General features: G+C 44.9%; 16 protein-coding genes. 4 read left to right on the forward strand and 12 right to left on the reverse strand.

Features of this window, described 5'->3' with window-relative positions; all coding sequences use genetic code 11:
* Nucleotides 1-86 precede the first annotated feature (86 nt).
* The 3 genes from OH460_RS18625 to OH460_RS18635 form a co-directional block, all read right to left on the reverse strand.
* Nucleotides 87-734 carry a CatB-related O-acetyltransferase gene (locus tag OH460_RS18625; protein ID WP_269999104.1) on the reverse strand — a complete coding sequence of 216 codons (648 nt, stop codon included), beginning with the start codon at nt 732-734 and terminating at the stop codon, nt 87-89.
* A 405-nt stretch (nt 735-1139) separates the two neighbouring features.
* Nucleotides 1140-2252 carry an NADH:flavin oxidoreductase gene (locus tag OH460_RS18630; protein WP_269999105.1) on the reverse strand — a complete coding sequence of 371 codons (1113 nt, stop codon included), beginning with the start codon at nt 2250-2252 and terminating at the stop codon, nt 1140-1142.
* Nucleotides 2253-2505: 253 nt separating this feature from the next.
* A complete protein-coding gene (locus OH460_RS18635) occupies nt 2506-3141 on the reverse strand; it encodes an SDR family NAD(P)-dependent oxidoreductase (RefSeq protein ID WP_105058309.1) in 636 nt (211 codons plus the stop codon).
* A 229-nt stretch (nt 3142-3370) separates the two neighbouring features.
* Between OH460_RS18635 and OH460_RS18640 the strand changes: the two genes are divergently transcribed.
* Nucleotides 3371-5212, forward strand: coding sequence for a winged helix-turn-helix domain-containing protein (locus OH460_RS18640; protein WP_269999106.1), 1842 nt, complete (start codon nt 3371-3373; stop codon nt 5210-5212).
* Nucleotides 5213-5291: 79 nt separating this feature from the next.
* Here the strand turns inward: OH460_RS18640 and OH460_RS18645 are convergent, their stop codons facing one another.
* From OH460_RS18645 to OH460_RS18660, 4 genes are all read right to left on the reverse strand, one after another.
* Nucleotides 5292-6296: a phospholipase A gene (locus OH460_RS18645; RefSeq protein WP_269999137.1), complete on the reverse strand. Its 1005-nt coding sequence runs from the start codon at nt 6294-6296 to the stop codon at nt 5292-5294.
* A gap of 64 nt (nt 6297-6360) precedes the next feature.
* A complete protein-coding gene (locus tag OH460_RS18650; protein ID WP_269999107.1) occupies nt 6361-7041 on the reverse strand; it encodes a DUF3313 family protein in 681 nt (226 codons plus the stop codon).
* A gap of 140 nt (nt 7042-7181) precedes the next feature.
* Complete coding sequence (locus OH460_RS18655) at nt 7182-10229, reverse strand: efflux RND transporter permease subunit (protein WP_269999108.1); 3048 nt, start codon at nt 10227-10229, stop codon at nt 7182-7184.
* 9 nt (nt 10230-10238) lie between these two features.
* A complete protein-coding gene (locus OH460_RS18660; RefSeq protein WP_269999109.1) occupies nt 10239-11429 on the reverse strand; it encodes an efflux RND transporter periplasmic adaptor subunit in 1191 nt (396 codons plus the stop codon).
* Nucleotides 11430-11674: 245 nt separating this feature from the next.
* On the opposite strand from OH460_RS18660, the gene OH460_RS18665 reads away from it, so the two are divergent.
* The 3 genes from OH460_RS18665 (at nt 11675) to OH460_RS18675 (ending at nt 15491) form a co-directional block, all read left to right on the forward strand.
* Nucleotides 11675-11947: a hypothetical protein gene (locus OH460_RS18665; RefSeq protein ID WP_269999110.1), complete on the forward strand. Its 273-nt coding sequence runs from the start codon at nt 11675-11677 to the stop codon at nt 11945-11947.
* Between the two features lie 95 nt (nt 11948-12042).
* Complete coding sequence (gene aspT / locus OH460_RS18670; protein WP_269999111.1) at nt 12043-13761, forward strand: aspartate-alanine antiporter; 1719 nt, start codon at nt 12043-12045, stop codon at nt 13759-13761.
* 131 nt (nt 13762-13892) lie between these two features.
* Nucleotides 13893-15491, forward strand: a complete 1599-nt coding sequence (locus tag OH460_RS18675; protein WP_269999112.1) for a bifunctional aspartate transaminase/aspartate 4-decarboxylase — start codon at nt 13893-13895, stop codon at nt 15489-15491.
* A gap of 111 nt (nt 15492-15602) precedes the next feature.
* Here OH460_RS18675 and OH460_RS18680 read toward each other — a convergent pair whose 3' ends face one another.
* From OH460_RS18680 to OH460_RS18700, 5 genes are all read right to left on the reverse strand, one after another.
* Entirely contained in the window at nt 15603-16292 is a 690-nt protein-coding gene (locus tag OH460_RS18680) for a hypothetical protein (protein ID WP_269999113.1), read from the reverse strand.
* The gene (locus OH460_RS18685; RefSeq protein WP_239849117.1) at nt 16292-17455 is read right to left on the reverse strand and encodes an OmpP1/FadL family transporter; all 1164 of its coding nucleotides are present in this window, start codon (nt 17453-17455) and stop codon (nt 16292-16294) included. The genes OH460_RS18680 and OH460_RS18685 overlap by 1 nt, the downstream gene beginning before the upstream one ends.
* Before the next feature lie 93 nt (nt 17456-17548).
* Nucleotides 17549-18361: a crotonase/enoyl-CoA hydratase family protein gene (locus OH460_RS18690; protein WP_269999114.1), complete on the reverse strand. Its 813-nt coding sequence runs from the start codon at nt 18359-18361 to the stop codon at nt 17549-17551.
* Nucleotides 18362-18584: 223 nt separating this feature from the next.
* Nucleotides 18585-20579, reverse strand: a complete 1995-nt coding sequence (gene fhuB, locus OH460_RS18695) for a Fe(3+)-hydroxamate ABC transporter permease FhuB (RefSeq protein ID WP_269999115.1) — start codon at nt 20577-20579, stop codon at nt 18585-18587.
* Nucleotides 20579-21532, reverse strand: a complete 954-nt coding sequence (locus OH460_RS18700) for an iron-siderophore ABC transporter substrate-binding protein (RefSeq protein ID WP_269999116.1) — start codon at nt 21530-21532, stop codon at nt 20579-20581. Before OH460_RS18700 ends, fhuB begins: the two co-directional genes overlap by 1 nt.
* Between the last annotated feature and the right edge of the window lie 16 nt (nt 21533-21548).

Genomic DNA, 21548 nt, shown 5'->3' on the forward strand with positions numbered 1-21548 from the left:
ATTTGATAAAAATAGCAGTGACTGCTGCATAGATGAACAAAAGGAGCACTCCACAACCAATAGAGTGCTCCTTATATTGGGTACGATTAAGTATTCAACGACTTATGAATATCATATTCAGCCATCGCATTCTTAAGCGCTGTTAAATCTGAATCACACAAATGCCGTCTCAATGACTCAAACTTTTCTGGCGGCCAGTCGTATATCTTCATTGAGATTAGCTCTTCGATAACAGACTTATCAAAGCGGTATTTCACTATTTTCGCGGGAGAACCACCAACAATACTGTAAGGTTCCACATCTTTGGTTACCACGCTGTTCGCGGCGACAACCGCCCCTTCTCCGATGGTCACACCCGGCATGATCATGGCACGCATCCCTAGCCAAACTCCGTCTTTGATATGAGTATCGCCCTTGCCTATGTAGGCTTCGTCGATCACATCCATAAATGGATACAAAGAGAACCAATCAACACGGTGGGTGTGATTGCCGCCCATAAGGATCACAACCTCGGCACCTATACAGACGTAATCCCCGATGTAGAGCTCATCGATTTCCCAACGAGGCTCCCACTGGCGGCTAACCTCGTCACCGTGCAGATAACGGACAACTGAACGCTCAAATCCGTTATCCCAACAATCACTGTAATAGCTGTGTTGACCCTTGATGTGAATATTAGGATTGGTGACGACCTCATGGAGCAATTCGAATTTAGACCAATGCTTATTTTGCATTTATACCTCTGATTAACTTCTTTAGTTTTATTCGTTTAAATATCAAAAGATTCGACGTTGAAGATCTAAACATGCACAAACAAGCGCCCCATAGGCACAAGAAAGGCTCGGGGGAACAATGAGTGTCACACTTAAATCATAGCAAAGCCGCTAAAACTAAAGAGTCGTCAGTGGATTCGAGGTTGCTTTAGAAGAGGAAGTAATTTCACGTGGTGCTCAGTGTAGTAACGATAACTCGGTTGGAAAATTTACAGGTGAATTGTATCTGTTTAATCGCACTAATTTGAAAGAGATATGTGATTTATAAGTTTTCAAATATCGGTTCATGGATGTCCATAACAGACATGAGCCTGCAATATTACACAGGCTCACGTTTAGATTCATGCTTAACGTTAGGTTCAATGACTACATACGAGCCAACTGCACTTTTCTGTCTTTGTTTACCACACAGAAGTTGCCGCGCTTAGTACGACACTTAGAACATCTCTCACACTCAACTGGGCTTCGGTCACCCTCTTTCCAACGCTTCACTAGATGCGGCTCCGATAACAACGGGCGTGAAAGTGCGAAGTACTCTATGCCCGTGTTGTTTGCGATCGCTTCAATAGCATCAAAATCCGTTAAGCCACCTACCGTGATAACAGGAATGTCGACATCTTGGCTAATTACATGACCATACTCATGGAAGTAACCCTCAGCTTGGATAGTAAACCCATCGTGTGACTCGCCAATCATGGTGTCGGCTTTTCCATGAATGTTGCCAGAAACGACAATGCCATCAACGCCTACTTCTTCAAGCTTTTTACACACTAAACGCGTTTCATCGAAGGTCACACCGCCCTCGAAAAACTCAGAAGCCGTCAGCTTCACCAAGATAGGGAAATCATCACCAACCAACTTGCGTGTTGCCGTGTAGATCTCAAGTAAGAATCGCATGCGATTTTCTAAGCTACCACCGTATTCATCTTCACGCTGGTTGTAGTAAGGGCTTAAGAACTGGTTGATCAAGTACGTGTGTGCTGCATGAATCTCAACACCATCAAAACCTGATTGTTGCGCTCTTAATGACGCTTTGGCAAACGCATCAACAATGTAATCAATTTCCTCTTTGGTCATCGCTTTACCCAGTGTTTGAGTCCCTTTTTCAGGAACCTCACTCGGTGCAAAGATCACTCGTTCGCCAAGGTCATACGTGGTTTTCGTGCCGCCATAAGCCAATTGCATCACGATTTTAGAGTCGTTGTCATGGACCAGTTGAGTTAGCTTTTTGTATTCATCGATAAATGAGTCGTTATACATACCCATCATGCCAGCATTTGGCTTTTCTTCTTCAACGATGTTCGCGTAACCCGTGACGATCAAGCCAACCTCACCTTGAGCCAACTCTTCATAGATAGCGTAAAGTTTATCTGTCATATGGCCATCTTCAGTCGCCATATTTTCCCACGTCGCACTTCTCATAAAGCGGTTTTTAAGCGTCATCTTGCCAATGTGGGTTTCTGTAAACAAAGTACTCAAATCTAATCCTCACTCAATCGTGTTACACAACGGCCCCATCTAGCGGGGCACTGATTGACGCGGATACTACAGATAATATGGTAGACAAAACTTAATCTAGATTAAGAGAGCGGCACTCTCACATAAGAAATAGGCAACAATTGCCTACAAAGAAGGGAATTCAGGCCAGAAAACAAAAAGCCGTTCAGTCAAACTAAACGGCCTTAAAACTTTTCACTAGATAGGAATGCCTTCAGAAAGCAATACCGGGCTTTTATCCATACTTAACTGTAGGATCAATACATTGATACACTTGCCCTATACTCGCGTCATTTGCCAATAAGGTTTCGATTAGGCGAGCCACTTCTTGTCGGTAAATCACACCATGTACTTCCACTCGTTGAGAAAGCTCACCGTTACCCGTCACTTCACCGTCTAACAAGCCACCGGGACGTAAAATCGTGTAATCCAGCGAGCTCGACATTAACCACGCTTCCGCCAACGATTTTTCACGAACGGCGGCGCCGAACCCTTTTCTAGAGCGTTCTGATAGGTACTGCCATGAATCACCACAACCTAAAGACGTCACCAGCACAAAGCGTTTGATTTCATTGGTTTCCAGAGCATCAATCACATGTCGGTGACCAATGTAGTCAACCGGAACATCCGCTCTAAAACTGCCCATACTTGAAACCACCAAGGCCGATTTTGGTAACTCAGCCACCGTCTTTTTCACTTGTTGCTTGTCGGTCGCATCGCAGCTCAGTGTTGTTACGCCAAGAATAGCCAAGCGAGGGTTCTTTTCTGGATTTCTAGCAATCGCAATCACTTCAAAATCTTGCTGATGAAAGTGCTCAACCATTGCTGCGCCCAAGCCACTCCCCGCTCCCCATATAACGACTGTACTCATAAATACCTCAAAAAATCATGTTGTTCCTAATACTAACGACACAATCTAATCGGTTCTTTCGCTCAGATCAATTAATGCGAATAATTCTCAATATTAAATATGTAGTTCGTAGTCAGTATATGGTTGTGCCAAAAGCACGCCTACTTATCACTATTGAACATTGGTTCATTGAATTGCCCATACTTGTCTACTAAAGTAATTTTAATACAATGACTTAGTATCGGTAGCTATGAAAAAAGAACGTATCCAGTATTCTTTCGACGTGTGGTTGTTTATCCCAGATGAAGACAAACTCATCATGGATAACGAAGACGTGATTATCGACAACCGTTTGTCCAAGCTACTGGACTTCTTTTGCCAGAATCCAAAAATAGTGTTCTCGCGAGATGAGTTAATTAATGAGGTTTGGAACGGCTCGATCTTAACGGATCAAGTGATCACTCAAGCGATTTTTGAACTTCGAAAAACGTTGAAGTCGGCCGAGCGTCATTCGATGGGCTATATCATCACTGTACCGAAACGAGGCTATAAGTTTGATGTTGAGGTGCAGAAGACCGTATTAGTTCCACCACCTATTGTGACCAATACGGTTCCACTTGCTGATACTGTCAGCTATGACGAAGCGGCCTCTCAAGAGCATGAAGTTTCGCCAGTCAGATCTCCTACTTTTGAACCGGAAGCAGCGAATCAGACGCAGGCTAAACAACCTCATCATGACGGTTCAGCTTCGACCAAACAAAGTGACAAGACCGTATCACACGAGCAAACTGCACATGAGCAAGCTGCAGAGATAACACCAGAGGTTACACCAAACCGCTCGTCTGATAATGACCGGTTAAAACAGCAACCAGCCCCGAAGAGTGGTGACAACTACGCAGCCTATTCATCTACTAATCCCTCAGAAAAAAACGGCAACAGATCATCACGTTTGGGCTTTGCGATAGGTGCTGTGGTAATAGGAGCAATCGGCATCGCGCTTGGTGTATCTTGGTGGGGATCGCCTTCATCAACAGACGCTAGCAATGGCGTATCCGTTAATAATATGACCGAGCTATTCGACTCTGAGAGTCAATCTACAGAGATTGTTGGCAAGTCAAATCAAGCAACGAATCACCAAGTAATTGAAGATCATAAAGCGCACGCTTCTGTTCATTACTTATCACTTGAACCACGCTATATCTATGTGCGAATTGATGAGAGTTTGAAAAATGATGCCTTTAAGCGCGGCATCGTTCATAAGCTGATGAGTTATCTTACGACTTATCGAGATTTTCGCCTCATCGTGGACGAAACCTTAGTGCCAAACTCCGCGAACGTGGTCAGCTTTAAAAGCAAAGTTGATGGCGACAGAGAGTATCTGGATATTACCTATTTCAACCGTATCTCTAACTTCAAACATTTAGGGCGTGATTACCTGATTGATGCGGCTTCACTGCACAGCACAATGCGCACCATGCTCGATGACCTATTGGATTCATTCAATATCGACATTCAAAAGTCCATCTTAAAACAACAAATATCAGAACTGCCTAAACAGGAAGAGCCGCTGCAACTGGCACTTGAATCGCTGGGTTTGACCTTCATGACTCTCGACAGAACAGATACCTTAAAAAAGATCATCGCTGCCAACGAGCTTGAACCTGACAATCACTTTGTCATGTCGAGCCGATATTTGTATGAACTTGCGGATATCTTTTTATTGAAGTCTTCACAGAAGGAAAAGCTGGTTCAAAAGCTTAACGATCGGTTCGGCAAGAAGCTCCTTTTAGCAGAGAACAATCCAACCTCTTATCGCATATACGATGCATTGGCAGCCTATTCGCTCACCCAAGATAACCCGAACGCTGCCGAGCGTTACATGACCTTAATACCGAGAAGTGAATACAACGTCATGTCAATGATTATCTTAGCAAAATTGGAAGAGTCAAAAGGCAACCCTGCAGCGGCCGAAGAGTACTATTATGAAACTATTTTAGAATCCGGTTATCCGGTCGTTCTGAAAGTCGCGCAGACCTTGTTCTTCAATAGCAACATCTCTGAAATTGAATCCAAAGTCGAGATAGTAAAATAGCCCAAAAGCACCGTCACTCTCGGCGGTGCTTTTATCTCGCTAGACTTCGACTCCAAGAAATAACTTCAAAGACGACGTTCTATAAGGCGTTGGTCAGCAGAATACCTACACCGATTCGCTCGCTGTTGTAGTCATAATCAATTAAGCTTTCACCATACCCCTTGTAATACTGCACATAGCCTTTTAGTCGACCAAACAATGGGAAACTGAGCGAGGTTTGAACGCCACCATAACCCGTTTGGAAGTTGTACCGCCCCAGTGCCGACAACTCGAACTCCTCCCACTTATAAGCGCCCGATAACTCGTAATGCCCTAGATAGTCTTGAATATCGGGGTTATCGTCACTGCTGTTTGACTCAGGAATGCGATACCAAGGCTGAAAGTACACCGCAAAGTCATCTTCCATGTAACCCAACCCTGCATATACACGGTTCCAACTGCGACTCAATTCAGCGGTTCGTCCATTCGATTCATGTTCAAGCCCGAAACGAGAAAACCACACACCTTCCGTCGACTCTATATCTAAAGGCGTCTCATAGAACACTTCTGGGCGATAGTTTGTCTCCCTAAATGGAGCCGAGATATCGGATGAATACGCCTGCCAGAATGACTTCAATGTAAAACCGAAATAGATTTTATCTTCTTGGTTAAACACACCATCATCAACAATGGGGATCTTCAAACTCAATTGCAGTTTTATCTCTTCATCACTGAGATCATCCGCTTTACCACCAAATCGTTCGTCACCATAAGGTTGAGTATTCACGCTCGTCATGTGGGTGACGGGCAAAATGTAATTGAGTCGATATGGCGTAATTACAAATGGGTTGTCTTCTGTTGAGTATTCCAACTTCAAGCGTGAGATCTTTTGCTCGGGTGACATATTCGTAGCATCTGCCTTTGCATTGTTCTCATTGCCCTTAGCCTTCACCTCGGCGTTGGAATAACCGACCTCAGAACTGCACTGTTGCTTGAGCCATTCAATACTTTGTTGATTGGTCGCTTTAGCCAGTGAATCCAGAATACATTGATCGTAGCGGCTACCACTGGCAAGCGCAGAAGCACTTAAGCTACAGCCGAGCATAAACACAGCGAGCTGACGATAGGTTTTGTTACTGCCGCTTTTGTTGAAGATCCTTTTCACGGGCTTAACCTTGCTTCTTGTTTAGGTAAGTCACTTCAAAAGCAAAATCGACAGCCTGCTTGGTGATCTGCTCAATATTCTTATCAAGCATTTCGATGGTGATTGCTGACTTTTCGTTCTCTAGTACGCCATTGTCATTGACCACGAAGATACGGCGACCAACCAACTCGTCCGAATCATGGTCCTTTAGGTCGACACTTGCTAATACTCGAATTGAGCGGTCTCGCGTTCCCGCAGTATATTTGACCGCACCGATAATAGAACCAAAAGGGATAAACTCTGTTAGTCGCATATCCTCTGGAATGTCGTCAATGCCGTACAAGGCAACGCTAATATCGAGCACTTGGTTATCCAACATTACGTTCTCGTAGCCTTGCAGTTTATGCTTCAACTTGTCGTTCATACTGCTAAGAATCTGCGCCTTGAATTGCTCTTGAACCTCTTTCGATACTCGCTTGTCTATACCGGCATTTTTGATCTCTACGCTATTGAATTTGAACTGATTAAAATGATGAGACGCGCTGTCTTTTGCAATCCACGACATACCCGCCATGTCGTCATCAAACTGGCTATCTACAAAGTAATGCTCTGAATCGACGCTTTTGATTTCTTCTTTGTTTGGGACTGAACTTGCACAGCCAACGGTGAACAACGCAAGCAATGGATATAAGTAATGTAGTTTCATGTGAACCTCTAATTTCCTGAATTTTGAATGCACGAACCCCTAAGCGGTCAGGCTCATAAATGGGATTCGTGTTGATTACATTTTCTTGTTAATGAATGATTTGTTTGGAAGAGCTTTCGTGATCATTAGCTCTCACGTTACTAAGCTTCTTGTTCCTGAGCGGTATGATCCGCCGCTAAGTAGGTGTAAATCGTTGGTACCACGAACAGCGTAAATAGCGTGCCCACAGACATACCCACCGTAATCACCAAGCCAATTGAGAATCGACTTTGAGCCCCTGCACCACTCGCTATTAGCAGCGGTACAACACCTACAACCATGGCGGCAGTTGTCATCAATACTGGGCGCATTCGCACGGTCGCTGAACGGATTGCTGCTTCACGGCGGCTGCATTTCAACTCTTGTTGCATCTGGTTCGCGAACTCCACAATCAAAATACCGTGTTTACTGATGAGTCCGATTAAGGTCACCAATCCGACTTCTGTATAGATGTTGAGCGTATCAATGCCCAAGTACAGTGGCATTAAAGCACCAAAGATCGACAACGGCACACTGGTTAATACCACCAGCGGATCGCGTAAGCTTTCGAACTGCGCAGCCAATACTAAGTAGATAATCACCAAGGCTAAGAAGAACGTCGTTACCAACGAAGACCCTTCTTGCAAGAACTGGCGTAGCTGCCCAGAAGTATCCGTGCTGTATGATTTAGGCAATATCTGCGCAGCACCCTCTTCCATCACTTGGTAAGCTTCACCAATACTGATGCCCGGCATCATCTTCGCTTCGATCATGGCACTGTTTAGTTGCTGGAACTGATCCACTTTTGATGGCTGTACCGATTGGCTAATCTCGATTAAAGATGCCAGTGGAACCATTTCCCCTGTATTCGAGCGTACGTGGTAATTCTTCAAATCGTCCCAAGAGTTGCGGTTCTCATTCGGCACTTGCGTAATCACTTGATAACTGCGTTGATCCATCGAGAAATAGTTCACGAAGCCTTCACTGATAAAACGAGACAGCACGGTACCAACATCTTGAGCGCTCACATTCATCTGCGCCGCTTTGTCACGGTCAATTTGAATCTCAACCTGCGGTTTATTGAAGTTAAGGTCGTTCTGCACGTAGATAAACTTACCGCTCTTCTGTGCGTACTCTTTTAACTTTTCAGCGTACTGATAAAGATCTTGATACGATCCAGTTGGCGTCTTCAATACCATTTGGAATGGCAAGCCTTGCGGTGTGCCTGGTAGATCCGGCGGAGAAAAGGTATACACCTGCAAACCTGGTAACACCGAGCTCTCTTTTTCGAAACGTTGCATCACCTCTTTTGCCGTTGCTTCGCGAGAATCCCAATCTTTCAATACACCTAAGCCAAAGAACGCATTGTTGTTCATGTAGCCGTTGTCCAGCATGGTCATTTCTACTTCGTCATTTTTACCAATGGCGTCAATCAGAGCCGGAGTAAAGTGACGAATGTAATCCGTATTGGCTTGAGCAGGACCTTGTCCCATGACAATCATTACGCCTTGATCTTCCTCGGGTGCCAACTCAGAAGCGGTATTCATAAACATGAACACCAAGCTAATCAGCAATGTCCCGACCACTGGCCAGATATAAACTCTGTTATTTAGTACATGTTCAAGTACCTTGCGGTAACGTTCAGTCACACCCGCAATAACCACATCAATCTTCTTAACCAGTTTTCCATCCAATACCGACTTATTGAGCAGTTTTGAACACATCATCGGCGTCAACGTTAGCGCGATAAAACCTGAAATCAGAACAGAACCCGCTAAGGTGAAAGCAAACTCAGTAAACAACTTACCGGTCAAACCACCCATGAAACCAATCGGTGCATAAACCGCAGCCAAGGTAATGGTCATCGCAATCACAGAGCCTGCAATTTCACGCGCACTGTTAATCGCGGCCTTAATTGGGCTAGTGCCATCTTCTAGGTGTCGGAAAGTGTTTTCTACCACCACAATCGCATCGTCCACCACCAAAGAGATCGCAAGCACCATCGCCAATAACGTCAACAAATTAATACTGAAACCCATGCTCAACATGAAGAACATCGAGCCAATCAGCGACAATGGAATGGTCACCAATGGGATTAACATCGCACGCATAGAGCCGAGGAACGCAAAGATAACAATCACTACAATCAATGCAGCTTCCATCAGTGTTTTGGCTACTTCATCAATCGATGTCTCAATGAACTTGGTTGAGTCGTACACCACATCCGCTTTAATACCGTCGGGTAAACCAGCTTCTATCTGAGGAAGCAATTCATAAATGCCCTCAACCACGGTTAACGGGTTCGATGTCGCGGTATTGCTGATCGCCGTTGAAACAGTCGTTACACCATTAAACTCAACATCTGAATCATAAGTCGCTGCGCCTAGCTCTACTGTGGCAACATCTTTCAAATGTACGAGTTGCCCGTCATGGGCCTTGAGCGACATATTTTTAAAGTCTTCTACAGAGCTAGAATCGGTATGAGCATTGATATCGACTTCGATATACGGGTTTTGTAACTTACCCGCCGCGCTCACGATATTGTTCGCTCGCAGCGCATTCTGTACATCAGTAGCGGTTAAGCCATAAGACGCCAATTTTTGAGGTTTCAACCAGATACGCATCGCGAAATCTTGTTGGCCTAACATATCGACTTTGGACACACCCTCAACCGTTGAGAATGTTGGCTTCACCACTCGGCTCACATAGTCCGACACCTGCTCGGTTTTCAGCGTGTCGCTTGAAAAAGAGACATATAAGATCGGCGATTGAGACGTCGATTTGAGAATGCTCGGATCCAACACCCCAGAAGGCAGTTTGTATTTCACTTGCTGCACCAGAGACAGAATCTCCGTCAGTGCACCATCTGATGGGTATCCCAGCTTCAAATACACCGTAATCACAGATTTACCCAAAGCACTGTCTGATGTCATGTAGTCAATGCCCGCGGTTTGGGCGATTTCAGCCTGTAAAGGTTGGGTAACGTAACCTTGTACGCTCGACGCACTGGCGCCGGGATAACTGGTGGTAATGGTGATCACACCGGTTTCAATTTCTGGGTATTGGCGCACCTGCAATGAAGTAAAAGCTTTAAGCCCCAACACCAACAATACGAGGCTCAATACCGTAGCCAACACCGGACGTTTGATGAATACATCAGTAAATGTCATGGGAGAATCCTATTTACTTGGCTGAGTATGAGTAACAAGCGGTCGTTGATTGTTCACCAAAACCAAACCACCATTTTTAAGCTGATGCTGATTCGACGTCACCACCACATCCCCTTCTTTCAAGCCTGAAAGGACACCGACATAACCACCCTGTTTCGGGCCAATTTCGACAGTGCGTTGCACCACTTTGTATTCGTAAAATGGTGTCTCTGCTTTCTCTGAACCTTGCTTGTTTGAACTTGTGCTCGCTGAACTTACACTTCCTGAATTCGTGCTCACTTGTTTCGTTGAAGTATCTAGAACAAACACAGTATCGCCAGACAAGGTGTAGCTGATTGCCACTGAAGGCACGCTGATCACCGTGTTTGAATCAGAAGTGGTTAGTGTTGCATCCACATACATGCCAGATTCCAACGGCACAGATTCGGTCGTCACCGCTCGCAATTCGATGTTATGTGTGTTCGCGTCTGAGCTAGGTTCAATCGCGGTAATCGTGGCGTGATACTCAGCATCGTTCGCTGCGTCAGATTTAAACTGAAGGTCCTGCCCTACTTGCACACTGTGAAGATAAAGCTCCGAAATAGAGAAATCGACATACTGTTGAGAGCTATCTTCAAGATCAACAATCGCCGTGCTTGAGTTGATAAAATCACCGACATCCACTTTTCTAATTCCAACATGGCCAGAGAAAGGCGCTTTAACTTTCATATATTCAACCTGAGTAGAGATGTATTCTAGCTTTGCTGATTCAGCATTAAATTGAGCAGCAAGTTTATCTACCGAATTCTGAGAGACGCTATGATTCTTCAGTAGCTTTCGATTTCGCTTCAATTCTGTTCTCGCTAACTCTACCTTCGCTAGCTGGCTTTTATAGTTCGCTTTTAATAAAGCATCATCTAACTTAATAAGAACATCGCCTTTGTTAACAAATTGACCCGATTTAAAAAGCACTTCTTTTATTTGACCTGACATTTGACTTTTCACATCAACTGATTGGTTAGCATGAATATTACCAATAACATTTAAATGTTCATTCCAAACATCTTCTTTTACTGACTCCGTTGTTACAGAGATTGCTGGAAATTTAAAACTTGTTACTTTCTCTTTTATTATTTCGCTTTTCACATAATGAAAGCCAAATACAAAAGACAATAATATAAATAAAGCTGACCCGACAATTACGCCTTTATACTTACTCATGTGTTCACCTTGTTTTTGAAGTCCGGGTATTTTAGCTATCGGGAATACCAATAAATAAAACTGATATAACATCGAAGTCAATCTATATAAAATAAAAATAAAACCAACAAACACAGTAACTTGATAAAAATTTATCAAGCAAAAATCATTTCATGGCTTTATGTCGATTTTATTTGAACATGATTTATATCCTTCACCGATAGATATAATTCTCATCGTTCCTTAAACAACTAACTGAGATTAATATGTCTAATCAAACACACCATACGAAAGTCGCTATTAAAGAAAAAATGAAACGTGTATATGGAGAGGAAGTCGAACATAAACACAACAAGGACCATTTAGAATATAGAGCACATCAGCCTTCTCATTCTGGTCAGCCACACGGTGGTGAACCTGAAGGCCATAAACATTTAGTGAATCACCACCCAGATGGTCATCATAATAAGCATCATAAAGACAAGACTCATGCGTATAAAAAATCGTCTCGATTACACCATAAGACAAGTAATTCTTAATTTCGCATAATCACAGATAGACAGAACATTCTGTCATTCAACATCAATATATTATTAGTTATGAAATATCAGAGGTATTTCATTAAAGGTTTATCATGTCATTTATTATTGAACAATTAAGAGACTATCCATTTATAGCTCTATTCCTATCACTAGGACTCGGTTACTTAATCGGTAAAATTAAAATCGGTAAGTTTGAATTAGGCGGGATCGCAGGCTCACTTTTGGTTGCCGTTGGGCTTGGCCAAATCGGCGGAATTGCAATTTCCAATGAAGTGAAAAGCATCTTCTTTGCTTTATTTATTTTCATGGTGGGTTACAACGGCGGGCCGCAGTTCTTCTCGTCATTTCGCCTTTCATCACTAACACGTCTGTTCGCCTCATTCGTAATGACGTTCGTTGGGCTTGTAACCGTTGTGCTACTCGCAAAATGGGCTGGCCTCGATAAAGGTTTAGCGGCAGGTCTTGCGGCGGGTGGTTTAACACAATCAGCCATCATTGGTACTGCAGGTAACGCGATTGATCAACTCAACCTTGCACCCGATGTGACCTCAACACTGAAAACCAATGTGGCGGTGGGTTACTCGATCACATACATCTTCGGCTCTCTTGGCCCTATCTTGATGATGTCCCTCATCCCAATGGTAATGGGTTGGAACATCACCAAAGAAGCGAAAAAGCTCGCAGAACAGATGGGCTCTGGCAGCAAGCAACTTAATGAAGGTGAGTTCTCAGCATTAAACCGAGTCTCTTCTCGCGCTTACCAAGTCACCGCTAACTCTATGTTTGTAGGCAAAAGTGTCGCTGAGCTAGAAGAAGCATTCGATTCTGACCTGACAATAGAAGCTATTTATCGTCCAGGTGGCGAGTCAGACACAACGTTAAACATTGCAAAGAACCCTATCCTAGCCGCGAATGACAAAGTCTATCTGACAGGCCTCACGCAAGCCTTTCCGAAAGTGACCTCTCTTGGTGTTGAGCTTGGCGAGTTTAGCGACGAAACCAACGTTATTCATACGCAGAAAAAAATCGTACTCACCAACAAAAAGTTAGCGGGCGTAACTCTGCGCAAGCTTCACGATGAAACCAACGCACGTATTCGTCGTGGTGTTTACATCACTCAGTTGTCTCGCATGGGTCATGACATTTCGACACTACCAGAGACAGAACTGCACCTAGGCGACGAAATCACGCTTGTCGGCCAGAAAGACGATCTAGCCAAAGTCGAGAAGAAAATCGGCTACAACAGCCCACTTCCAAGTGTGACTGACTTTGTGACTATGTCATTTGGCATGGTGCTGGGTTATCTGATCGGTGAGATTGGCTTCTCGATTGGCGGTTCTCATATTGCCTTGGGTTCTGGCTTAGGTTGTTTGGTGTCTGGCTTGCTTGTTGGTTACCTGAGAATGCGCACTCCACGCTTAGGAAGCATTAACCATGGCGCTGCCAACTTTATGCAGACATTTGGCCTTGCTGTGTTTGTTGCGGTGGTTGGTATCAATGCTGGTGCTCCTGCCCTTACAGCAATCAAACAAAACGGAGTGACACTATTACTGCTTGGCGTATTGGTGACCATGATTCCGCAAATACTGACGTTCCTATTTAACTACTACGTGTTGAAAATCAAGAACCCAGTAGAAGCCCTAGCCGTTGTCGCAGGTAGCCGCAGTGCTAACCCAGCCTTCGCATCGCTTTTAGAAAAAACACAGAACAGCACACCCGTACCAAGTTTCACAATGACTTACGCGGTTGCCAATATCTTCCTCACCTTGTGGGGGCCAATCATCGTCAACCTGATTACCAAGATTTCCTAGAACAACCGCTCGTTGAAGAGAACAACTGCTCCTCGAAGAGAACTCCCGCTTGTTCAAGAGCACGCCTCTTGAGCAAGCACCCAATACCTAATTAACGCATTTACGAATCAAAAATTTAAAGAGAAAAGACCATGAAACGCACTGATGAACAACGCCTAGAAACACTGAGCCCATTTGAAGTAAAAAACACACTGATCGACCTAGCTCAACATTCACATGAAAAAACGATGATCAACGCAGGTCGCGGCAATCCAAACTGGGTAGCAACAGCGCCACGTGAAGCCTTCTTCCAACTCGGTATGTTTGCACTGGAAGAGTCAAAAGCAACCTTCTCTGGCTACCAAGGCTTTGGCGGCATGGGCGAAAAAGAAGACATTAGCCTACGTTTCCTCCAATTCTGTGAGAAACACGAAGAGCAAGAAGGCGTTCAATTCCTTATCGAAGCCTTCCAGTTCATTACCGATCAATATCAGGTAGACAGCGATGAGCTGATTTATGAATGGGTTGGCGGCATTCTAGGTAATAACTACCCTGTTCCCGACCGCATGCTGAAGTATTCAGAGCTCATTGCTCGTAAATACATTGAGCAAGAAATGGCGGGTTCTCAACCCGTTCCTGCTGGCAAGTTTGACTTATTTGCCGTTGAAGGTGGCACCGCTGCTATGGTGTATATCTTCAATACCTTGAAGAGTAACCGCTTGTTAAATAAAGGCGACACAATTGCGATTGGCGCGCCGATTTTTACGCCTTATATCGAGATGCCAGAGCTTGAAGATTATTCGCTAAACAAAGTAGAAATCATGGCAACGGAAGAATCAGCGTGGCAGATCCCTGATTCTGAATTAGAAAAGTTAAACGATCCAAGCGTGAAAGCGTTCTTCTTGGTGAACCCAAGTAACCCGGCATCGGTAAGACTGAGTGATGAAACACTGTATAAGATTGCGGAGATTGCCAACCGTCGTCCTGAGTTAATTCTACTGACTGATGACGTCTACGGCACCTTTGCGGATAACTTCACTTCGTTAGCGATGCTTGCTCCGAAGAACACGATTCTGGTGTATTCGTACTCTAAGTACTTCGGTGCAACGGGCTGGCGTTTAGGTGTGATCGGTGTACATGAAGACAACAACTTCGACCGCATGATCGGTGACCTACCAGAAGAAACCAGAACGACACTGTCGACTCGATACCAAGGCATTGCCCTTGAGCCAAGTAAGATTAAATTCATTGACCGCTTAGTGGCAGACAGCCGTGCAGTGGCACTGAACCACACTGCGGGCCTTTCTACGCCGCAGCAAATCCAAATGACAATGTTCTCGTTGTTATCTTTGATGCAAGGCGGTGAAGAGTATAAGCGCTTAGCTAAACAGATTGTGCGTCGCCGTTACCATACATTGATGCAGAAAAACTTGGCAGCTCCAATCGTCGCCAAGGGCGATCAAACCGGTGCGTTTTACTATGTAGAAATTGATCTGAAAGAAATCGCTCAAACCATTCATAGCGAGGGTTTCTTCTCTTGGTTAGAAGAAACGTATGAGCCTCTGGATTTCTTGGTTCGTCTTGCTGAGGAGCATGGAGTAATTGTCATGCCGGGCGCAGGGTTTGATGCTCCAACATGGTCGCTACGTGTGTCACTTGCGAACTTAGAAGAAGAGCAATACGCCAACATCACTCAAGCGATGAATGCGGTCATGCAAAGCTACGTAGAGCGCTACCAAGCGACTTGCTAACTCCGAACAGCAGCTAAAAAGCTCATAGAGAAATGATAAACGCTGAGTGTAAATTCACCGACTTAGGCCGGCCTACACTCAGCTTTTTATTTATAGGAAATGGATTGAAGTTTAGTTGAACTCATAGGTATAAGAAGCACCAACACTATTGTTCTCACCGAAATCATCCTCGGCAAAAATAGTGAAGAAATTGAACGACTGAGCGTCACTCAATTTGTAACTCGCGCCGACGCCTGTCCAGTAGCCTGAATAATCATCAGAGCCCATTGAACCGCCACCAAAGCCCATGATCGACCACTCCTCGGTTATCGTTTTTAGACCAAACGCACCAATATAACCGCCGTGTGTCGAGCTAGGCATCAACACATAATCAGAACCCACATTCTGATCATCGAACACCGCCACTTCGCCATCGTTATAGCTGTACCCAGCCATAGGGAAGATTTGCCAGCCGAACGGCTCGATATCAAAATAGCTCAACGGAACAAATGTTCCGATACTGTAGTTGTTCTTATAAGCATCGTTGTCGTATTCAGAGCGGCTAAAGTTGAAGTTGACGATGCCCAAAGGCAATAGCCATGAACCACCCACTCGCCACTCTTCGCCATCAGCATTGACACGAGCATTGATCATTCGTGCTTCATCAAGCCCAATAGAGCCCGAAAACTTAAGCTCTTCGTTATAAGCAACGCCCGCTTTGGTTACGATCTTAGTCGGATCATCTGGGTGCTTCTCTTCAGCCAAAGCACCCGTTGATCCTAGGATTACCGAAGTAACAATTAATAGATTACGTAATGTCATTAGAAGGTCGCGCTAACACCAATAAAGTGGATTCGACCGTCGAACGAGCCATCAACCATAAATCGGTCCATATCAACTGAGCCTAAATCTGCGTATTCATAGAACACATCAATTAAGATGTCGTCCCAGTAGGTAGATGCACCCACTGAGTAGCGGTACTGTTCACCAACAGGTAAATCAACATACTGCAGTGTCGGATCATCTTGCGGAGAAGTTTCGTAAGAGAAGCCTGCTTTCAAACGCCAATCAGAGTTCAATTGGTAGTCCGCACCTACCGCGAACTTCCACACGTCATCCCAGTCGCGCTCGATTGGAATCCCACCAATTTGAGAGCCAAAATCTAAAACTGTCGTATCCCACTCACTCCAACGGTGTAATTGAACACTTGCCAGTAGATCTAACTGAGAATTCAATGCATAGCTCGCACTCACATCTACAATTTCAGGAAGCGCTATATCGGTAGCCAAAGAGTTGAGTACGCCAAAATCTGTAGGGCCATTTACATCATTATTGAATTCATGCTCCAGTTTAGAGCGATAGCTTGCGCCTAATTTTAGTTTGTCCGTCGGTGTGTACATGACACCTAGGTTATAACCATAAGCCCAGTCAGTATCCTGCTTTATCGTTAATGCAGACGTTGTTTGTTGCAACGCAGCCCAACTTAATTGAATACCTGCACCCACTGACCACTGATCATTAAGTTGGTAACTCAGTGACGGGTTCACTTGCATCGCTGTGAGGGTAATATCTTCAAGTAAAGGACTTCCCGCCCACTCACTACCGTAATCAAGGCTAGAACCACCTACTGCACCCAGCGCAATACCAAGGTGTAATTTGTCAGTCACTTGGTGAGCGTGAAAGGCACCAAATGACGGCATTACAGAATGAGCTTTGCCGTTATCACTTGAATCTAGGTTGTCTTGATATTTCATCTCAAGATCAAACGCCATGGTATTGATGGTGGTTTTGCTTTCGCCCATGTGAGACATAGTGGCAGGGTTAGTCCACATCGCAGCAGCAGAGCGCGTGTAAACACCGTCACCAGCGCCAGTAGTACCCGCGTTGGCAACGACAGCTTCTTGCAAGAACAGGCCACTTGCGAATGCATTTAAGCTCGTAAAGATTGCAGTGGCAGCTAGAGAGTAAGTAAAAGTTTTGTTCATCAGAGCGCTCATTTAGCCTTAGACATTAAATTGCTCTAAGGTTACCGCAAAGCCCCATAAACAAAGGGAATATCGATTATTCCTGTACAAGCGTTATTTGAACTTTCTTGCTAAGTAAGAGCGTGGCTTATCGGGATGAATTTCACGCTGTGCTGCTATCGCCCTGTTCTTACCTAACCCAACCTTTATCTGATACCAGGTCTCGTAGAACACAGCCATACCCGGGCTTGACCACCAAGTCTTGTTGTAGAGTTTCTTATTAGCAGCGACAACATCTGGTGACCGATTCGCGCACTCAAGTGCCAAGGCATAGGCTTCAGCGTAGGGTTCTTTAGCAATCTTGGTCACCAACCCATATTCTTTCGCGGTTTCACAGTCGATCACTTTGGCCGTCATCGCCATTTCTAGGGTGTGATCTTTACGCATCAGCTCTCTAAAGGCGATGGCGCCTCCCATGTCTGGAATTAGCCCCCACTTTGCTTCCAATATCGAGAAGTTCGCATCAGGGCTAGCAATTCTAAAGTCACCGCCACTGACCAATTGCAGACCGCCTCCCCAACAACGACCATGAATCGCAAAAATGACAGGGCATGGAATGTCTCGCCAACCCAATGAAAAGCGTTGCGCGGCGTTAGGCAATGTCGGAAGCCATTTAAACAACAGCTTCATCGCCCCAGACTTACTGGTTAAAAGAGACTTAACATCAAGCCCTGAACAAAAATCAGGTCCCTCGCCCTTCACTATTACAGCTCGAATCTCGGTGTTCTTTTTCAACTTATTGACCATGTTGTTCACGCCTTGGAACATTGCCATATCAATAGCATTCAGCTTATCGGGTCGACTCAACACAACCGTCGCAATTTGGTTTTCATCGATAGAACAAGTAATACGATCGAGGTTTGGCATGGTGGCTACCTTATGAGTGGTCAGACCTTTAGGTTATACATTTTATTAACATATGCCAAACTTGCACATTAAGAAGCGAGACCTGTGTTGCTTAACACTTCCTCTTTGCACAAACGACACAAACAAAAAAGCAGTGATGGATCGCTCCACTCACTGCTTTTTTATTCATAGCTTTGATTGCCAGTAGCTTTGAATACCAGTGGCTTTAGGTCATGAGCAAAAGCTATGTTGTTCGAGATTTCAGTAACAAGAAAATGAAATAACTGCCACCAATAATGGAAACCAACGTCCCTGCCGCAAGTTGCGCTGGGAACACCACCACTTGCCCTAACCAATCAGCAAATAACATCAATGCCGCACCAATCAAAAACGATAAGATGATCTGTTCACGAACCAAGCGAGCACCCACCATCGCCGCAATATGTGGAGCCAGTAGACCAACAAAAGCGACCGGCCCCATGGTGGTTGTGACCATCGAACATAAAATCGCGACAATACACAATAGAGCCACATAGGCGATGTTGATGTTCAGCCCTCTTGCACTTGCAAACTGACGACCAGTCGCAATTAATGTCACCCAACGACTCAACAGTAAAGCTACGCCAATACAAACAGTGATCACGATAGCCATTATCATTGCAGCTTCAGGTTCAACACGATACGTAGAAGCTGCTAACCAAGCCAATAATGTGTATTTCCCCTCACCCACTCGCGTTAAAGAGAATTGCACCAAAGCTTCCAAAACTGCGGTCAACGAAATACCAGTGAGGATCAAGATCGATGGCGCAAACTGATGTTTCTTGCCAAGGAATAGCAATAAACACAGTGCAATCGCGCTGCCTAAGAAAGCAATCCAAGGACTCAATGAGTGAATCGAATAGCCCATGAATAAGCTACTGAAAATCAACGCCAGAACCGCCCCTGCCGACACACCAAGAATGTCTGGGCTCGCGAGTGGGTTGTAGACGAGTCTTTGTAAAATCACACCCGCCACCGCTAAGCCGCCACCAGCGAATATCGCGGTTAACATTCTAGGCCAACGAATAGACCATTCAAATGCGTCTGGAATAACAAAGTAGCCCATATCAGAAGAAGGCTGAGACAATGTACTCAACGCCAGCAACCCGAAAATCATTGTGCCCAATAAGAAGTAAGCCACAGGTGAAATAAACTTTGGCCCTTTAGGCATCGAGAAAAACAACTGATCTTGAGCAGATAACTGCTTTCTCGCAATAATAATCAACGCAGGAGCACCGATCACCGCGGTTGCCGTCCCTGTTGGAATCATATCCAAAGACCATTGCGCCAAGAAAATCGCCAAGCTGTCGGTCACACAAAGCAACAGTGCACCTAACACGCAGCTTGCGATGAGTTCAGATTTCGCCTTTAAAAAGCCCAAATGTCTCGCGATGTTTGGCGCAATCAATCCAATAAAACTGATCACACCCACCGAGGTAATCGACACGGAAACCAGCCAAACGCCGATTGCCATTAACACAAAGAAGGTCGTGCCAATATCAAGCCCGCGTGCTGCTGCCCCTTCATTGCCAATAGAAAGCAGAGTCAAAACTCTTGGAGCCAACAGGAAAATAGCAAAGATTGGCAGTAACTTAGGCATAAGCCAAAGCACTTGTTCCCAACCGTTCTGTCCGAGATCACCCGCTCCCCATACAAACAGGTTCTGCGCGTACTGGTCGTTAAGCAAAATAATCGCAGTCGCGAATGCGCCCAGCAGTAAGTTAACCGCCATGCCCGCCAAAACAATCGGTAAACCGCTCATGTTTTTGATGCCAACAATCGAAACAATCAGACCCATTGCAAGCAGCGCGCCTATCAGCGCAAACCAAACCGAATATTGAGCAACCAACATCGGCGCGACCACATTCAGAATGACCAGACCAAGCCATGCACCTGATGATGTACCGAGTGTAAGGGGAGACATCATGCGGTTTTGCGTTAACTGTTGGAACAAACTACCTATGGTGCCGAGTGTTCCACCAACCAGAATCGCCATCACTAAACGAGGTAAGTTGACATAGATTAATACCATCAACTCGAATGAATCATCGACCATTTTATTGAATGTAACGATGTCACTGATCTGTGAGGCTTGCTGAAGCAACTCACCAATAGGGCCAAATTCAGACTGACCTAACCATAAATGAATAAGGGTGGCGATAAACAACGCCGCTCCCATCATCAAACCACTGGATTTCATTACTGCTCCGCTAGCGTCAACAACGATTGCGCCATAGCTTCTGCGTTATACAAAATAGACATAGCACCGCCGTAGCTCCAACTTGCTGCTACAGGGCTAAATTGACCATTACGAACAAAGGGCATGCTCTTCCAAACCGGAGAGCGATCTAACTTGTCTTGATATGGGAAAGGTTCAAAGTACAGCGCAATGCCGCCCTTAACGTTCTTAAGCTCTGTCATACGCTTTTGACTGATGCCCCACTGACTCGCAGGAAGAACCATCGCATTTTCGAAGCCTAGCTGCTCAAGCGCATATTGAGGAATCGAGTTATCACCGTAAATGTAAACCGAAGTAGTACTCGCAAAACGGAAAGATGTCACTTTCGGCTTGTCTCCCGGATACGCTTTATCTAGTGCAGCCTTAAGAACATCAAGACGCTCATCCATCGCAGCGAGTTTCTTGTTCGCTTGTTCTTCTTTACCAAGCAATTGGCCTATCTTCTTGAAGTTCTCAATAGCAGCTTCAGCATTACTGTGCTGTTCACTGTATGTTTGGTAGTAAAGCACGGGGGCGATTTCAGAAAGTCGCTCATGAAGATCTTTCTGGGGTGAAGCGATAAGAATCACATCAGGGTTGAGTTTCTTAAGCGCTGAAAAGTTAGGTTCAGTTCGAGTACCAATATCCGCCACGCCTTCTGGTATCACAGGTTGCACAACCCAATCGCTATACCCTGCAATATCAGGCACTGCGACGGGTGTTACACCGAGTTCAATCACTTGTTCAGCAATGTCCCAGTTCAGTGCTGCCACTCTAACGGGTTGCGCTTCAAGGGTTTTAACCCCCTCGCTGTCTTCAACTTGGTAATTAGCCATTGCATTAAACGATAAAGCACTCGCTAACATCGTTAGAACGAGTTTTGTATTCAAATTTTTTACTTTAGAAAAATGAGAAGCTATTGGTTTTAAGCTCATATATTTGCCTACTTAA

Origin of the sequence: Vibrio sp. Makdt (assembly GCF_027587015.1) — a bacterium.
Classification (GTDB): Bacteria; Pseudomonadota; Gammaproteobacteria; order Enterobacterales; family Vibrionaceae; genus Vibrio; species Vibrio chagasii_B.

Bases quoted from the DNA above. Each gene is read 5' to 3' on its own strand.
- OH460_RS18640 (WP_269999106.1), top strand. From the start codon at position 3,371: ATGAAAAAAGAACGTATCCAGTATTCTTTCGACGTGTGGTTGTTTATC.
- OH460_RS18685 (WP_239849117.1), bottom strand. From the start codon at position 17,455: ATGAACAAAACTTTTACTTACTCTCTAGCTGCCACTGCAATCTTTACG.
- OH460_RS18680 (WP_269999113.1), bottom strand. From the start codon at position 16,292: ATGACATTACGTAATCTATTAATTGTTACTTCGGTAATCCTAGGATCA.
- OH460_RS18660 (WP_269999109.1), bottom strand. From the start codon at position 11,429: ATGAGTAAGTATAAAGGCGTAATTGTCGGGTCAGCTTTATTTATATTA.
- aspT (WP_269999111.1), top strand. From the start codon at position 12,043: ATGTCATTTATTATTGAACAATTAAGAGACTATCCATTTATAGCTCTA.
- OH460_RS18675 (WP_269999112.1), top strand. From the start codon at position 13,893: ATGAAACGCACTGATGAACAACGCCTAGAAACACTGAGCCCATTTGAA.
- OH460_RS18635 (WP_105058309.1), bottom strand. From the start codon at position 3,141: ATGAGTACAGTCGTTATATGGGGAGCGGGGAGTGGCTTGGGCGCAGCA.
- OH460_RS18645 (WP_269999137.1), bottom strand. From the start codon at position 6,296: ATGCTCGGCTGTAGCTTAAGTGCTTCTGCGCTTGCCAGTGGTAGCCGC.
- OH460_RS18625 (WP_269999104.1), bottom strand. From the start codon at position 734: ATGCAAAATAAGCATTGGTCTAAATTCGAATTGCTCCATGAGGTCGTC.
- fhuB (WP_269999115.1), bottom strand. From the start codon at position 20,579: ATGAAATCCAGTGGTTTGATGATGGGAGCGGCGTTGTTTATCGCCACC.
- OH460_RS18700 (WP_269999116.1), bottom strand. From the start codon at position 21,532: ATGAGCTTAAAACCAATAGCTTCTCATTTTTCTAAAGTAAAAAATTTG.
- OH460_RS18655 (WP_269999108.1), bottom strand. From the start codon at position 10,229: ATGACATTTACTGATGTATTCATCAAACGTCCGGTGTTGGCTACGGTA.
- OH460_RS18650 (WP_269999107.1), bottom strand. From the start codon at position 7,041: ATGAAACTACATTACTTATATCCATTGCTTGCGTTGTTCACCGTTGGC.
- OH460_RS18665 (WP_269999110.1), top strand. From the start codon at position 11,675: ATGTCTAATCAAACACACCATACGAAAGTCGCTATTAAAGAAAAAATG.
- OH460_RS18690 (WP_269999114.1), bottom strand. From the start codon at position 18,361: ATGCCAAACCTCGATCGTATTACTTGTTCTATCGATGAAAACCAAATT.